Source organism: Corynebacterium variabile, from assembly GCF_006539825.1.
Classification (GTDB): domain Bacteria; phylum Actinomycetota; class Actinomycetes; order Mycobacteriales; family Mycobacteriaceae; genus Corynebacterium; species Corynebacterium variabile.
The window spans coordinates 1-13,407 of sequence record NZ_BJNT01000009.1; the positions used below are offsets into that span (position 1 = coordinate 1).

Sequence of the window (13,407 nt, forward strand, 5' to 3'; positions counted from 1 at the left end):
GGATGTGGACGGCCGGGTGCACGGCGGTGAGCACCCGGTCGATGCGGGCACGGTCTGCCTGGCTGAGTGGGTCGGTGGCCTTGTCCTGGGCGTGTGCACTGCCGGCGGCCAGGGCGGTGAACGCTGCTGCCCCGGTCTCGTGGGTGACGAGGATGTCCACCGGGCTGGGAGTAGTGCCGGCGGCGGTGATGGCGCGGTCGATCTGGGCGTCGGTGATGTGCTCGGTGGGAAACCAGTCCACGCCCTCGGTGCGCCACCGTCGATCGGTGGAGGTCGCCCCGCCGAGGAACAGCATGTCGACCCCAGCAACGGTGCTGCGCAGTCCGCGGGGCATGTGGGTGATCGACCGGGTCAGGGCGGTGGGTTCGGCGGTGTCGGGAGTGAGGAGGGTGAAGTCCTCGTGGTTGCCGTCGATGATCCGGTAGTCCACGCCCGGGGCGCGTTCATCGAGGATGAGTTGCAGGAGTTCGAGGTCGGCGGGGTGGTGGAAGCCGAAGTCGCCGGTCTGGATGATCGTCGCCGCACTGGCGGACACGGCGAGGTCGGTGGTGTGGATGAACGCGTCGATGTTGTCGTGGAGGTCGCCGATGAAGGCGATGCGGTTCGGGTCCGGGGTGGTGCTCATGGGGGTGAGGGTAGGGGTCTGGGCAGGACGATGGCTAGTTCTTGTGGCCAGTTCTGCGCAGTTCAGGGCGTGTTTATGTCTGTATATGCAGGGAGGACGGTACGGCTCTTCGGAGCCCCGGTAAACTTGGTTACTCGAAAGGCAATGGCGTAATCGTTTCAGGAAGAGTGTACCTGTTGAAACATCCTTTAAAAGTGAGTATTTTCACTGTTTCTTTGGCGGTGAGTGGCGCCTTAAGTTACGCCATTCTCTTTATATTAACCGGAGAAGAAGATCCGTCTAGAAAAATCACTTCAATTGTCACGCTTGTGGCATGTATTGTCGGTCTCCTTTCCTTTCGTCAAAAAATAGCAAATGATAATAGGTCAGAATGGTGGAAGCGATTTTGAATGGTGCCTGGAGGAAGAGAGGAGAATATCTGAACTTGAAGATAAAGCGGTTGGCACCGAATACCAGATTTTGTCTGAGGTGCAGCACTCGCTCCTAGAAGAAGGTAGAGGAAAAATGTGGACGGGTTCGGAGAGGAAACTTCTCCGACCATTGATGGATAAGAGCCTTCTTCTGCAGATGCACTGGATGTTGCAGCAAGGAGCATCGGAGGATGACGTGTACAACCTGCTGAGGGGTGCCATGCCTCAGGAGCTGGCCGCGTCCTACTTCTCCCAAATACACAGGTCATAGCCCCTTCCGTTGCAGATGGAACGAGTACTGCGGTATCACGTCCCCTGTCGACAGGTTCCCCGCCGCAGATTGCATATTTTGAGAGTTGGTGAGTTTTATGGCAAAGAACAGCGATCGTAAATGGATGAATCTTACCGATAGTGAGCGTGAACGTATCTCTGCGCCGCTTAAGCTCTGGGGAGAGATGATTGCCGAGCTTGACCGTCAAGAAAAGCGTAGTCAATTCGGTTTTAAAATTAAGCATACAGATGGCGATTAGTTAGCGTTAATGGTTGGATTAGTCCGATGGGTGATGGTTCGCACTGGTGGGCAGTTTCTATCATTTAAGCGCGGTGGTCGCTTTTGCCGTTTGTCCGGTGGGTACTGGTCCGCTCTGTCGACAATTGGACATATAGAGGTGACTGAAAGAAAGCGAGCAAGCATGTTTTTCGGACGGACGTCGCTATGTGATATAATTATGTGTGCTGATTTCCAAAGGTGGTAGCCTGTATTCTTAATAGTATGCCAGTACTTACCCCACACCAGCATCAACAGGTCCGTGCAGAGATGGCTCGCCATCGCCAGGGGCTGGCAGCCATCGACGATATGGCGCCCAGCAGAAAGCGGCACAAGACGGAGGCGAAGCGTCGGTACGCTGAGCAGCGGCATGTTCGTGCTCTGTCGCATATATTTCCAGGACTTACCCTCGCAGAGGCGGCGCGACTGGTAGACGGGCCGGTCAGAGTCAGCGACCAAGACGCCAGGGAAGCGGCCCGGGGCTTTTCTCAGCGTCCTGGTGACTCGTCCGGAAGAACAGCAAGTCGGGCACGACACACGACAGGTGGGTGAGACTTCAGTCCTCCTCCCACCTGGGGCGGCTCGTCCAGAACGGCGTCGTCACGGCGATGCTCGGATCGGGCGCTACGCCACGCAGCCTGGCGGACGTGAGGTGCTCATAGTCCATCTTCAGGGAGCGCCAGAGTACGTTGCGGATCCGCCACGACTCGACAAGCTCCATATGGTGCACCGCAGCCTTGATGCTCTCGTCCAGGAACGCTCGACGCGACTCGGGGCGGGCAGGGGACAGCACCTGATTCAGGAAAGCATCATCGGTCAGCATCGCCGCGAGGGCGACTGTCTCCGGGTATCCCAGCATCACCGTACCTGCCTCACGGAGACGTAGCCGGCGAAGTCGGGGCTGCACCACGTGCTCAGGAAGACACTGACCGATGCTACGACAGTTCATCAGCACCACGCTGCCCAGCGACACACCGCGTCTCATCAGCACGCGGCGGAAGGCCCGCTCAGCAGTCAGGAACTCAGGCACTCTAGAGACATCCACCTGTACCCCGTCGCCGAGCCACCGGTGGTGCCGTAGACAGACGTCACCGGCGGTGGCAGAGAGCAGCCCGTCGGCCTCCCTCCCTGCGGAGCATTTGGCACACAGCCGGCGGTAGGAGATCGGGATGGTGACATCCGGCTCCGTCTCTGTGAAGGCGAAGGCGTGCAGGAGGCCCAGGTTCCGCCAGATCCGTTGACGCTCCTCACTGTCTCGCCGATACGGGAACACATACCCCTGCGAGCGCAGGGCAGATTCCACGTCCTCTACCGTGAGGTGGTTGGCTGCTGAGAGCCGCCGTGCGTACGAGATGAGTCCCTCACCTGGGAAACACCGCACCCTCACCGGAAGTGGAGGGGGACCACCCGAGTTGACGCTCATACAGCCCCGCGCTCCTGCTTCGTATCCATTCTCGCACTCAACGGTGTGTCGGTCTGCCCCCGCACCGCCTCCTGATCGAGGAGCACCTCGTCGAGCCCTGCCCGGTCCACCAGTTCCGTTCCGGTGAAGATCGCGTTGATGGCGGCGTCCCCCAGTAAGTTGCATAGGCTACCGATGGACCCACCGGTCCTGTTCCACAGGTAGTCGGACATCTCCGGGGTCGTCAGTGAACCTACCGGGTGTGCCGCCAGCGGCAGCAGAGCCTCCATGCCAGCGACCAGCTCCACCCATGATTCGCGCGCTGCGGCACTGCCGTAGCTGTAGGTACGAATGTCGTAGACCTTGGTCCTCGCCCGGATCTGCCGGCCCATCTCACCGGCCAGTAGATCAGTGTCGAGCAGGTCGATTCCACAGAAGATCACCGCGGCGTCCAGGCGTTCGGTGAACGACTTCAGTGTGCTGGCAGCGTCCGCGCCGGCGGACTTGTTTGTCTTCAGGTTGTGCACCTCGTCGACGATGATCATGGAGGTCTTCAGAGTCTTCAGCACGGAGACAACGTGATCCATGACCGTCGGTGCGTCCCATCCGCGAGGGACGGGGAGGCCGATCCACCGGGCGATAGCGACCATGAGCATCTTCGGTGTGCTACCAGGAGGAACGACCAGGTAGAGCACCGGGGCAACATCGGGGGCATCGGTGGGAAGCCCCAATTTCTGTCTCTCGATACGCTCATGACGCTTACCCATGAGCATGGCGATGGTGGACTTTCCGACGCCAGCGCGACCCGACAACGCAAGTGTCCGGCCTGCGGTGGAACGACGGGCGGCCAGGCGGGCACGGATGATGTGGACCTGGCGTTCGATCGAAGCCAGGTCCTTGGTCTCGATGACGACGTCAGCACCGATCCAGGCGAACCGTGACTTGTCGTAGGCCGCCTTGTCCTCCTCGGATAGTGCCGCGATCTTCTCGCGGCTCAGCTGTTCGGGCTCGACGTTGCGGCGAGCGACGAACTCCCGCCAGGCGGTGAGTGAATCTGGGACAGGCATGCGGTGGCCTCGGCATTCGCGGGTGTGGTGGGTGGTGGGGAAGGAGGGCTCAGTCTTCGTCGACGCGGCGGGCAACGCGCCGTGGCGGCGAAGTAGGTGGAACTGGCTCGTCAGCGACTGCTCGTAGCGGCGCAGGATCATCCCCTGAAGGTCTGCTCGCCGCCACTTCCAGTTCCTCAGGGACGCTGCCCTTAGCGGTCCGCGAGCGCTTGGACGCGCTGCGTTCCTTGGCCGTGGCCGGCGTGGTGAGAATCCGGTTGATCTGCTCGGCGACATCCTTACCTGCCAACTGATTGTCCGTCCGGGTTAGTACCCGCTTCGCCGCGGTCAGAACGTCCTGGGAGAACGGTGCTGAGACTTGGGCGTTCATCACCCACGTCGCCTCGATCCAACGGCCTTTCACATGGTCTCGGACCCAGATCCGGTTCATCCGGTGCGGATCGTAGCGAACCTCCCACTTACCCGATGCCGGTGCCGGAAGGCCCGAGGACATACCGCGGTACTCGGCGAGCTCGGGAGCGGTGTAGTGCAACCCGTCGAAGTTGATCCCGTAGGGCTGGATCGACCGGTAGGCCACTGGTAGCAGGGCGATGTAGTCGTCGCGCTCGAAGGTCACCGAAGCCTGCGGGGCTACCGATGCCAGCGCGGCGTACATCTCATTGGGGGTCAGCTTGCGCTTGGGCATCGCTGCGATCCGCAATCCCTCCTGGGTCCGGTTCTGGTAGACACCGACGACCCACATGTCCATGAGATTCTGGACCTCGGCCATCGTCCATATCGCCTGCTCGGCGGGGTCTTTGCCCCGCTGGACGACGTTGGGGCCGACGTAGCCGTCCAGGTGCTGGACGAAACCGGTACGCAGGCCACGGAAGAACGACTCGATGTGCGGTTTGTCGGTCGGGGTCCGGGGCGCGGCCAGCGTGAGGTTGATCTGCAGGCGCTCGCAGGCGGAAAGGAAGGTGGTGGACTTGAATGCCTTGCCGCGGTCCATGGTGATCGACTCCGGGACGATGACGGGCTTCGCCGCAACCTGGGCCGAAACCTCGGCGTCGTCGGGCAGCATCCCAGTGGGGAGGATCGAGCGTGAGTACGCCAGCGACTCAGGCCAACCGGGCTGCAGGGTCAGTGGGGTCATCGCCTTCGCGAGCAGGACCGCAGCATCGACGGCCTTTGTCGCCACCGGACGGGCAATGACGGCCAGGACGGTGCGGGTGGCGATGTCGACCGCAGCGGTGACGTCGATGCGGCCGGTGGACCCGTCGGGGTAGATGACCATGAGGTCCAGGGGAGTGGAGTCGATCTCCACGAGCTCGCCGGGGCGTTGCGGATGCCGGGTGCCCCAGGCGCGGTCGGGACGGTTGGACTTGGACCGGCGGGTGGTGGCAGAGCCGAAGGGGGAGCGGTCGCGCTCCAGTTTCCGCAGGATGCGGTACAGGGTGGCCCGGGACGGGACTTCCCAGCCGTTGTCCTGTGCAGCGTGGGTGACGCGCATGATTGCCCGGGACCGGGTGCCGGTGGACAGGTTCGTCTGACCGGCGATCTCTTCTTCCAGCAGGGCGACGACCCGGGGATCGGTGCGGCCGGGGACGGTGGAACTCTGGGTGCGTCGATGATCCACGAGCCCGGCAATGCCGAGTGATCGGAAGTTCTTGAGATGTCGGCGTAGCGTGCGTTTACCCATGGGGTGACCTTCGCTTGCCAGCTGTTCCAACTTGGCGTCGATCCGATGCTCCATGGGGATGTCGAGGGAAAACCGCGGGTCGGACGCGACGGGTTTGTCACCGACTACGGGAGGCACGCCGTTGATCAGCTCGTAGACATGTCGGTGGAGAAACTCGGTGCGTTCCCTGGCCTTCTCATCGAGAGTGTCGAGGACAGCGGTTGCGTCCAGGTCGGGGAGTCGGCCTGGGGTATCTGGAGTGTAGGAATCGTCAGTCAGCAGGTCTGCAACAGTGATCTGCCGAGTGTTTCCGTTGGACAGGTCAGTGAGGGTGAGCAGTGCACCGTTCTGGTCTGTGACCTGCCAGGAAGTGCCGTCGAAGCTGATGTAGTCGAGAAGTCGGACGCTCTTCATGGTGACGCCTCCAGGCGACGTCGGATGGTGGACTCCATGGTCAGCGGCAGTAGCGGGTCAAAGTGAAGCTCGCCGTGGAACAGCAGATGCAGCACGTTGCCGAGGACGACGTCACGGGTCCGTTCCGAACGTCGTGACGCAGCGCGCACGCCTGAGCGTAGTGAGGTTTCCGTATCGAATATCCCGAGCAGGATGCCGTGGGCCTCAGGTGTGGGCGCGTAGCGGTCCGTGCGGTAGCCGGCCAGCCATTCCAGCGTTTCCGCCTGTGGCGATTCCAGCCCGGTGAATACGGTGTACTTCCAGCCGAGTTCGTCGCAGAGTTGGCGGGTGAGCTCAAAGTGCGGGTCGTCGACCTTGTCCGGGCGCCGGACGTCGACGAGGCCGACGTTGCCGCTGGCATAGCGGCAGAAGAAGTCCGGAACATGGGAGCGGAGAGACTTCCCTGCATCGGAGGTGGTTTTTGCAGGCCAGAGGAAAGCGAGAGGTTGGGCGCTGAGGGAGACGATGGAGGGGGTGTGGTCCGCGGCGAGGAGGAACTGTCGTTCTAGTAGGGACTCGAAGCGGACGTGACTACCTGTAGTCGTGGAGAACCAGTGGCCCTCGTAGTTCCGCTTGTGCGACCAGGCGTAGAAGCCGCGGATCGGGTCAGCTCGTTCGAACGGGACGTTGGACAGTGTGACGTCGGCGGCAGAGTTCTGGACGTCGCCGTCGAGGCTCACCAGGGCGCGCGGACGGTCGGTGCCGTTCCTCGGTAGCTGCCGTAGCGACATGTCCCTGACTCTCAGTGTCGGCGACTGGGGGTGCGTGCAAGTCTATGCCAGTTGTAGTGAGAGGGGAAGGCGTGATCCGTGTTCTGCCAGATTGACTGCGATTTCTGCCAACTAGACTGAGACAGGTCAGGCGGGGCAGGGACCGGCGGGCCTGGTCCCGTTAAAATGTCATAATGTATATTATCGGCTAATCGGAGGTAGGTGGCTGAGCAGGTGGCTCAACGGTGCCGCCGACGGTGTGCCGACGGCATGCCGGCGCTGTATTCCGCCGACATGTCCGTCCCGCTCATTCGTGACTGCGCCTGTCGTGCGGCCGGTGCGGACTGCTGCGCCATCCGGCTGCGTCTGGCGCCATCGGTCTGTGGTGATTCGTATGTCCCGGTCGTCTCAGTCGGATGGCGCCGAGCCGAACCCGATGGCTCTGTTCTTTCGTCGCCGGGCCGTCGGCGATTTCTGAGCCTCAATCTCCCGTTCTCCGCTCACCCTCCGGTAGTCCCTTTTTACGTCACAGTGACGTTTATGGTGGCACATTCCCCTCCAGAGGAACCTCGGATTCTGATGCCCCGACACGGTCTTGCCCCGCTGCGTCATACTGGACACCATGCACGTGACCTACACGACCGCGACCACCGTCAACGGATTCCTCGCCACCGAGGACGACTCACTCGACTGGCTCATGGCTGTCGGTGGTGAGACCCCGGATCTCGGCAATCTCATGGATACCACGTCAGTTGTCGTCATGGGCTCCCGCACCTACGAATGGTTGCTGCGCGACCAGGATCTCATCACGCAGCCTGAGGCGTGGACCGTAACTTTCGGCACCCGACCTGTCATCGTCTTCACCTCACGTGACCTTCCGGCGCCCCAGGGCGCCGATGTCCGCTTCGCCGACGGTATCGTCGGCGACAACGCCGACATGCTGCAGGACGCTGCGGGCGACGGTACCGTCTGGGTCATGGGTGGCGGCGACCTGGCCGGCCAGTTCCTCGACGCCGGACTTCTCGACGAGATCACCCTCCATCTCAGCCCGGTTTTCCTCGCGAAGGGAAAGTCACTGTTCCCGCGCGACCTGGCCTCCGACCGGTTGACTCTGGTCCAGGCCCGGCAGATCGGTCAGTTCATCGAGGCGACCTGGCGTATCAGTCACCCCTGAGCGCGTCCGCCAGACAACGGCCGGTGACCGTCCTGGCCCCGGAGTGCGCGAGCTCGGCGGGAGTGCCCTCGAAGACCACCTGTCCACCGGCGTCACCGGCGCCCGGACCGATGTCGATCACATGGTCGGCATGCGCCATGACCTGCTGACTATGCTCGATGAGTACGAGTGTTCCGCCGGCGTCCACCAGCTCATCGAAGAGCTCCAGCAGTCGGCGGACATCGGCAGCGTGCAGTCCTGTCGTCGGCTCATCGAGGATCAGGCGTAGTGGTTCATCGACGTTGATCGATCCCAGATGCCGGGCCAGGAGCAGCCGTTGACGTTCGCCACCAGACAGGCCGTCAAGTGTCCGACCGACCGTCAGATACCCGAGCCCGACCCGGTCGACCCAGCGTAGCCGTGCCGTGTCCGCCGGTCCGAGCAGCCCGGCGGCATCAGCGGGATGCAGCGCCTCCACCTCGGCGATGGTGTATCCGCCTATGGTCACGGACAGAGCTTTCTCGTTGAAACCCGTCCCTGCACAGGCTTCGCAGGGTGTCCTCGTGTCCTCCATGAAGGCCAGGTCGGTGGTGATCTCCCCGGTACCACGGCACTCCGGACAGCCGCCCTTCGCATTGCGGGAGAACCAGGACGACGACAGATCACCGGACGCCGCGAACAGTGACCGGAGACCGTCAGCGACGCCGGTCACCGTCAACAGCGAGGACCGGCGACCGCCGTGCAGCGGCCGTTGGCCGACCACGGTGAACTCGGGATGCTGTACGGAGAAATCAGCCGTGATCAGCGAGGACTTACCGCTTCCGGCGACTCCGGTGACCACGGTGAGGACGCCGCTCGGGACCGTTACGGGAGATCCCGGAGGTTGTTGCTCCGGGCGTGCTCCACCGTGGCGGAACCGGTCGGTGTGCGGACCGACGACTTGAGCCCGGAGCTTCAGCATTGCTCACAGAGGCGGGTGTTCCGGTGAACGTGATCCTGCCACCGGACTCCCCTCCCCCCGGCCCCATGCCGATCACATGGTCGGCGGCGGCGATGACCGCCGGATTGTGGTCGACGACGAGGACGGTGTTCTTCCGGTCCCGCAGGCCGGTGAGCAGCGTGATCAGTCGCTGAACGTCACTGGGGTGCAGCCCGGCGGCCGGCTCGTCGAAGACATAGGTCACCTCGGTCAGTGGGCTCCCCAGGTGGCGGACCATCTTCACCCGCTGTGGCTCACCGCCGGACAAGGTCGGCGACGACCGGTCGAGGTTGAGGTAACCCAGCCCGACCTCGACCAGGGCGTCCACCCGGCGGGAGATGTCCGTGAGCAGAGGGGCGGCACTCTCCCCCAGCGACTCTGTCGCTTCAACCACTAGTTCGCACAGGTCAGAGACGGACACTGCGGCCCAGTCGGCGATGGAACGGCCATTGATGAGACTGTTCCGTGCCGCTGTGTTCAGCCGCGCGCCGGCGCAGTCCGGGCACGTCGAGTGACTTGCCACGGCATCGAGGCCGGTACGTTCTGCGGTGGTGAGCCGGGACGGCGTCCTACGCAGGTAGGAATCCTGCAGGCGGGGAATGATCCCGTCGAAGCGACCGTGGTCCGGGTATCCGGGCAACGGATCCTCCAGCGGGAGGTCGCGGGCGTGCAACAGCACATCGCGGATCTCGTCCGGCAGCTGCGACCAGGGTACGGACGGGTCGCAGAGACCGAAGGTGACCAGGCGTTTCCACCGGTAGGTCCCGGGTGCGAAAGTCGGGAACCGCACGGCACCGTCATTCAGGGACAGGTCGGAGGTCGATCAGCGCGTCCTCGTCGATGACGGACACCGTCCCCAGCCCCTCACAGGTCAGGCACATACCTGCCGGATCATTCGGCGAGTACGCCGGAGAGAATCCCGCCGACGGCACAGCGAACCGGGAGAAGAGCATCCGCAGCTGCGTCGAGAGATCAACGGCCGTGGCGACCGTCGAACGGGCTTGCCGGTGAACCGTCTCTGGTCGACCACGGTCGTGAAAGTGAGTCCGTCGATCCGGTCGACGTCCGCCGGCGGGTACTGGGCCAGACGGGTACGGACGAACGACGGGTATCCGGCCGCCGTCGCCCGCTGCGCCTCCGCTGCGATCGTGTCGAAGACCAGGGAAGACTTCCCCGACCCGGACAGCCCGGTGACCACGGTCAGCGCATGGGACGGGATCTCCACGTCGATGTCACGCAGGTTGTGCGTGCGGGCGCCGGTGACGGTGATCATGGTGGACCTCAGAGCATGCTCGCGAGAATGACCTGCGCGATCGAGAAGTAGATGACCAGGCCCGTGGCGTCCACCAACGTGGAGACCACCGGGGTCGAGAACACTGCCGGGTCCACCCCGATCTTCTTCGCCACCAGCGGCAGCACCCCGCCGACAATGCAGGCCCAGGCACAGATGCAGATGATGGTCAGTGACATCACCGCACCGATCCGCCACTCGTAGATCAGCGAGATGAACGGGAAGATCAGGGCGCCGAGGAACACCCCCAGCAGCAGGCCCACCCGGACCTCACGCCAGATCACCCGGCCGATGTCACGGGGCTGGACCTCGTCGACAGCCAGGGCACGGACCACCGAGGACGCCGCCTGTGACCCGGCGTTACCACCGGTACCGGTGATCATCGGGACAAAGGTCGCCAGGACCACGACCGACGCGAGAGTGGCCTCGAAGAAGCTCATCACGTTGACGGTGAGGACCGCAGTGAGGATCAGCACCAGAAGCCAGACGCCACGCTTCCGGGCCAGGTGGAACACCGTCGCCGTGAGATAGGGCTGCTCCAGCGGCTCGGAACCACCGGCGCGGTAGGCGTCCTCGGTGACCTCCTCCTCGAGGATCTCCATCGCGTCATCGACGGTGAGCATGCCGAGGAACCGGTTCTCGTCGTCGACGACCGGCAGGGCTAGCAGGTCGGCCTCCTGGACCAGACGCGCCGCCTTCTCCTGGTCGTCGGTGGCGTTGACCGCGTGGGTCTCCTTGTTCATCAGCTCCGCGATCGGTGTGTCCGCCGCAGAGGTGACCAGGGTCGAGAGGTTGACCAGTCCGACGAGATGCCGGGTGTGGTCGGTGACGGCCAGCACGGCGATGTCCCGGTTGCGCAGGTCCCGGCCCCGGAGCTTCTGGAGCGCCTGTTCGCGCGTCGAATCCGCGGAGATCACCGTGGGTACCGGGGTCATCACGCGTCCCGCGGACTCCTCCGGGTAGCCCAGCAGCTGTGCGGTGACCTGGCGACGGTCCTCCGGCAGGCCGGCCATCATCCGGGCGGCGACCTTCGCCGGCATTTCGCCGAGCAACTGGGCCCGGTCGTCATCGGGCAGGTCGAGCAGCAGCTCGGCGGACCGGCCCTCGCGGAACTCGTCGAGGAGTTCGGCCTGGTGTGCGACATCAAGGTACTCGAACACCTGGGATGCCCGGTCCTTGTCCAGGAGCCGGAACAGGACAGCCTGGTCGGTAGACCCCAGGCGGGACATCTCTTCGGCGATCTCGACGGTGGTCAACTCGCCGAGTCCGGTCTGCAGATCGACGATGTCCATCGCAGACCTACTGCCGGTACTTCTCGTCGTTGTAGAGCTTCCACAACTGCCACCCGGTGAATCCGAGGAAGATCACGCAGAGCCCGATGCACACCAACGGCACCCAGCCGTCGAGGAAGAGCAGGACGATGATGAAGGCGACAAGGGTCACCAGCCGGATCCAGCGGGTGGTGACCATCACGGTGCGGTCCACAGGGTTCTCCTTGGTTCGGGCCGTTGCCGGCTACTTCCGGGCGTGTCCCCGGGTCTACTTCTGGGCGAAGACCAGCAGCAGGTCGATGGTGCCTTCCGCTGCGATCTGGGAAGCGACGAACTGCGGTGACTGAAGACCGAAGTCCTCGCGGACAACAGGGAGTTTACCTTCCACGATGACGTGGTCGCCGGTCCGCAACACCGAGAGGTCGGCGGTCACCGGGTTGGTGTGCCCGTGCATCGTCAGATCGCCCGTGAGAGTGACCGTGTCCACCGTGCCGTCGTCGGGCAGTCCGGACAGGTCCACCGGCTCGGTGATCTCGAAGGTCGCCTCGGGGTAGTCGTCGGTCTGCAGGATGTGCCGGCGGACGTTGATGTCACGCTTCTCGATGTCGGAGCCGATGGATTCGACATCGACGGTGATGTCGCCCTCGGTCAGCTTTCCGTCGTTGACGACCAGGCCGCCGGTGACACCTTCACCGCGTCCGGAGGTGGACTTGCGCTGACCGGGCAGGACCTCGTCGAAGGTGTAGCCGGCCTGGGTGCGGTTCTTCCCCTCACCGGAGACGATCTTCCAGTGGCCGTCGACACCTACCGTGGCCGGTTCCCCGGAGCCTTCGGCGATGGACGCCGTCTGGAGTCCGTTACTGCTGAGCAGCTTGTATACCGGTGGCGCCACGAGGCCGACCGCCACCGCGACCACGGCGACCACGAACAGCGCGATTAATCCCTTCCGCATGGGTTCCATGCTATCTGCCACCCCCTCGCGGAGCTGCATCGGGACATCATCCCCCCTATCACCCCTTATGTGTCACCGGCGTCGCCTGCGCCACGGGCGTCATCCACGCGACCCCGGATCTTCTCCGCGGCCCGTGCGAGGGCCACGAGTTCCCGGCACAGCTCGGAGATGTCCCCGGGGTCCTCCCCCGCCTCCACCGCCGCAGCGATGTCCTCGGCACCGCACCGCAGCTCGAAGAGCCGGTCAGTGAGGTCCTCGGCGGCCGACCGCGGCAGGATCAGTGCGTCGGCCGGCACCGTCGTCCCGGCGAGGTCCCGGCGCTGCTCATAGGCGCGTTGGCGGCAGGACTGGCCGCAGTACCGACGACGACGCCCACTTCCGGTCTGTACGATCTCCCGACCGCACCAGGCACAGTGCTGTGCGTCCTCGGCACGACGGTGGGAACTCTCGGGAATATGGGGTAACATTATGGGGTTGACAATACGCGAGAGACCGGAAGGATGATGCAGCGATGGCAGATCGCGTTCTCCGCGGAAGCAGGATGGGCGCCGTCTCCTATGAGACGGACCGTGACCATGACCTGGCCCCACGCAACATGGCGAAGTACCGGACGGAGTCCGGCGAGATCTTCGAGGTCCCGTTCGCCGATGACGCCGAACTCCCCAACGAGTGGATGTGCAAGAACGGACAGCTGGGCAAGCTGGTGGAGGGTGAAGGCCAGGAGGCCAAGCCCGTCAAGCCGCCGCGTACTCACTGGGACATGCTGCGCGAGCGGCGGTCCATCGAGGAGCTCGATGTCCTCCTCGACGAGCGTATCGAGCTGCTGCGTAAGCGGCGCCGTAACGCCATGAAGCTGCTCAAGGAGCAGGAGGCGCAGTCGTAGGGTC

At 63.7% G+C, this 13,407-nt stretch carries 16 protein-coding genes; 4 read left to right on the forward strand and 12 right to left on the reverse strand.

Annotation, left to right across the window (positions count from 1 at the left end; all coding sequences use genetic code 11):
• Positions 1-625 (reverse strand): metallophosphoesterase family protein (locus tag CVA01_RS06285; RefSeq protein ID WP_141329473.1); only part of this gene is annotated, 625 nt, incomplete at its 3' end.
• Positions 626-979: 354 nt separating this feature from the next.
• Here CVA01_RS06285 and CVA01_RS06290 point away from each other — a divergent pair.
• Positions 980-1,306: a hypothetical protein gene (locus tag CVA01_RS06290; protein WP_141329475.1), complete on the forward strand. Its 327-nt coding sequence runs from the start codon at positions 980-982 to the stop codon at positions 1,304-1,306.
• A gap of 97 nt (positions 1,307-1,403) precedes the next feature.
• The gene (locus CVA01_RS14895) at positions 1,404-1,565 is read left to right on the forward strand and encodes a hypothetical protein (RefSeq protein ID WP_158307494.1); all 162 of its coding nucleotides are present in this window, start codon (positions 1,404-1,406) and stop codon (positions 1,563-1,565) included.
• A gap of 573 nt (positions 1,566-2,138) precedes the next feature.
• Here the strand turns inward: CVA01_RS14895 and CVA01_RS06295 are convergent.
• The 4 genes from CVA01_RS06295 to CVA01_RS06310 all read right to left on the reverse strand — a co-directional run bounded on the left by CVA01_RS06295 (position 2,139) and on the right by CVA01_RS06310 (position 6,895).
• Positions 2,139-2,885 carry a hypothetical protein gene (locus tag CVA01_RS06295; RefSeq protein ID WP_041629989.1) on the reverse strand — a complete coding sequence of 249 codons (747 nt, stop codon included), beginning with the start codon at positions 2,883-2,885 and terminating at the stop codon, positions 2,139-2,141.
• 116 nt (positions 2,886-3,001) lie between these two features.
• Positions 3,002-4,192, reverse strand: a complete 1,191-nt coding sequence (locus CVA01_RS06300; protein ID WP_141329477.1) for a TniB family NTP-binding protein — start codon at positions 4,190-4,192, stop codon at positions 3,002-3,004.
• Positions 4,101-6,125 (reverse strand): TnsB C-terminal domain-containing protein, encoded by a 2,025-nt coding sequence (locus CVA01_RS06305; RefSeq protein ID WP_244938178.1) that lies wholly within the window; start codon positions 6,123-6,125, stop codon positions 4,101-4,103. Before CVA01_RS06305 ends, CVA01_RS06300 begins: the two co-directional genes overlap by 92 nt.
• On the reverse strand, positions 6,122-6,895 hold the full coding sequence (locus CVA01_RS06310) for a TnsA-like heteromeric transposase endonuclease subunit (RefSeq protein WP_141329479.1): 774 nt from the start codon (positions 6,893-6,895) through the stop codon (positions 6,122-6,124). The genes CVA01_RS06305 and CVA01_RS06310 overlap by 4 nt, the downstream gene beginning before the upstream one ends.
• A gap of 601 nt (positions 6,896-7,496) precedes the next feature.
• On the opposite strand from CVA01_RS06310, the gene CVA01_RS06315 reads away from it, so the two are divergent.
• Complete coding sequence (locus tag CVA01_RS06315; RefSeq protein ID WP_141329481.1) at positions 7,497-8,048, forward strand: dihydrofolate reductase family protein; 552 nt, start codon at positions 7,497-7,499, stop codon at positions 8,046-8,048.
• Here CVA01_RS06315 and CVA01_RS15235 read toward each other — a convergent pair.
• From CVA01_RS15235 to CVA01_RS06340, 7 genes are all read right to left on the reverse strand, one after another.
• The gene (locus CVA01_RS15235; RefSeq protein ID WP_244938179.1) at positions 8,035-8,868 is read right to left on the reverse strand and encodes an excinuclease ABC subunit UvrA; all 834 of its coding nucleotides are present in this window, start codon (positions 8,866-8,868) and stop codon (positions 8,035-8,037) included. The two genes, CVA01_RS06315 and CVA01_RS15235, sit on opposite strands and share 14 nt — an antisense overlap.
• Complete coding sequence (locus tag CVA01_RS15240; protein ID WP_244938180.1) at positions 8,840-9,796, reverse strand: excinuclease ABC subunit UvrA; 957 nt, start codon at positions 9,794-9,796, stop codon at positions 8,840-8,842. The genes CVA01_RS15235 and CVA01_RS15240 overlap by 29 nt, the downstream gene beginning before the upstream one ends.
• A gap of 81 nt (positions 9,797-9,877) precedes the next feature.
• Positions 9,878-10,279: a P-loop NTPase family protein gene (locus tag CVA01_RS15245; RefSeq protein WP_244938181.1), complete on the reverse strand. Its 402-nt coding sequence runs from the start codon at positions 10,277-10,279 to the stop codon at positions 9,878-9,880.
• Between the two features lie 8 nt (positions 10,280-10,287).
• Positions 10,288-11,589: a magnesium transporter gene (mgtE, locus tag CVA01_RS06325; RefSeq protein ID WP_073884754.1), complete on the reverse strand. Its 1,302-nt coding sequence runs from the start codon at positions 11,587-11,589 to the stop codon at positions 10,288-10,290.
• A 7-nt stretch (positions 11,590-11,596) separates the two neighbouring features.
• A complete protein-coding gene (locus CVA01_RS06330; protein WP_014009925.1) occupies positions 11,597-11,782 on the reverse strand; it encodes a hypothetical protein in 186 nt (61 codons plus the stop codon).
• Positions 11,783-11,836: 54 nt separating this feature from the next.
• The gene (locus CVA01_RS06335; protein WP_073884753.1) at positions 11,837-12,520 is read right to left on the reverse strand and encodes a YceI family protein; all 684 of its coding nucleotides are present in this window, start codon (positions 12,518-12,520) and stop codon (positions 11,837-11,839) included.
• Positions 12,521-12,585: 65 nt separating this feature from the next.
• A complete protein-coding gene (locus tag CVA01_RS06340; protein ID WP_141329483.1) occupies positions 12,586-12,987 on the reverse strand; it encodes a hypothetical protein in 402 nt (133 codons plus the stop codon).
• A gap of 44 nt (positions 12,988-13,031) precedes the next feature.
• On the opposite strand from CVA01_RS06340, the gene CVA01_RS06345 reads away from it, so the two are divergent.
• Complete coding sequence (locus CVA01_RS06345; protein ID WP_014009928.1) at positions 13,032-13,403, forward strand: RNA polymerase-binding protein RbpA; 372 nt, start codon at positions 13,032-13,034, stop codon at positions 13,401-13,403.
• Positions 13,404-13,407 lie beyond the last annotated feature (4 nt).